This window comes from Shimia marina, assembly GCF_001458175.1.
Classification (GTDB): domain Bacteria; phylum Pseudomonadota; class Alphaproteobacteria; order Rhodobacterales; family Rhodobacteraceae; genus Shimia; species Shimia marina.
Map to the genome: position 1 here is coordinate 1 of NZ_CYPW01000037.1, position 593 is coordinate 593.

At 60.5% G+C, this 593-nt stretch carries 1 protein-coding gene; it reads right to left on the reverse strand.

What is annotated here, in order from left to right:
* Positions 1 to 29 precede the first annotated feature (29 nt).
* The coding region (locus SHM7688_RS17580; protein ID WP_058241269.1) for an IS3 family transposase at positions 30 to 593 on the reverse strand (564 nt) is incomplete at its 5' end.

Sequence of the window (593 nt, forward strand, 5' to 3'; positions counted from 1 at the left end):
TGACCTGCTCCCCTTAGAGTCCGCGGTTTTCAGTAAGCTCTGTTCAGGTTTTGGTCCTCTTTTGACCGTTGGTGATACTCCCACGGGGTGAGCCCGTCGAGGCTCGTATGTGGGCGGTGGTGATTATAGTCGTCGCGCCATGCCTCAATTAGGTCGTGGGCATGGCGCAGGTTCGCAAATAGGTGCTCATTCAGGCACGCGTCTCTCAGTCGGCCGTTGAAGCTTTCCACGAAGCCGTTCTGCATCGGTTTTCCCGGTGCGATGTAATGCCATTCGACTTGCCGGTCCTTCTGCCATTTCAGCCTCGCATTGCTGGTCAGTTCGGTGCCGTTGTCCGAGACCACCATGCAGGGATAGCCGCGCAACGCGGCGATCCGGTCCAGTTCGCGGGCGACACGCGCCCCGCCGATGGATGTGTCCACGACGGCTGCCAGGCATTCCCGGCTGAAGTCGTCAATAACGTTCAACACCCGGAACCTGCGTCCGTCTTCCAGCGCATCCGACATGAAGTCGAGCGACCACCTCTGGTTCGGCCCCTGTAGGATCGCCCTCGGCGCTCTGGTGCCCACAGCACGCTTGCGTCCGCCCCGTTT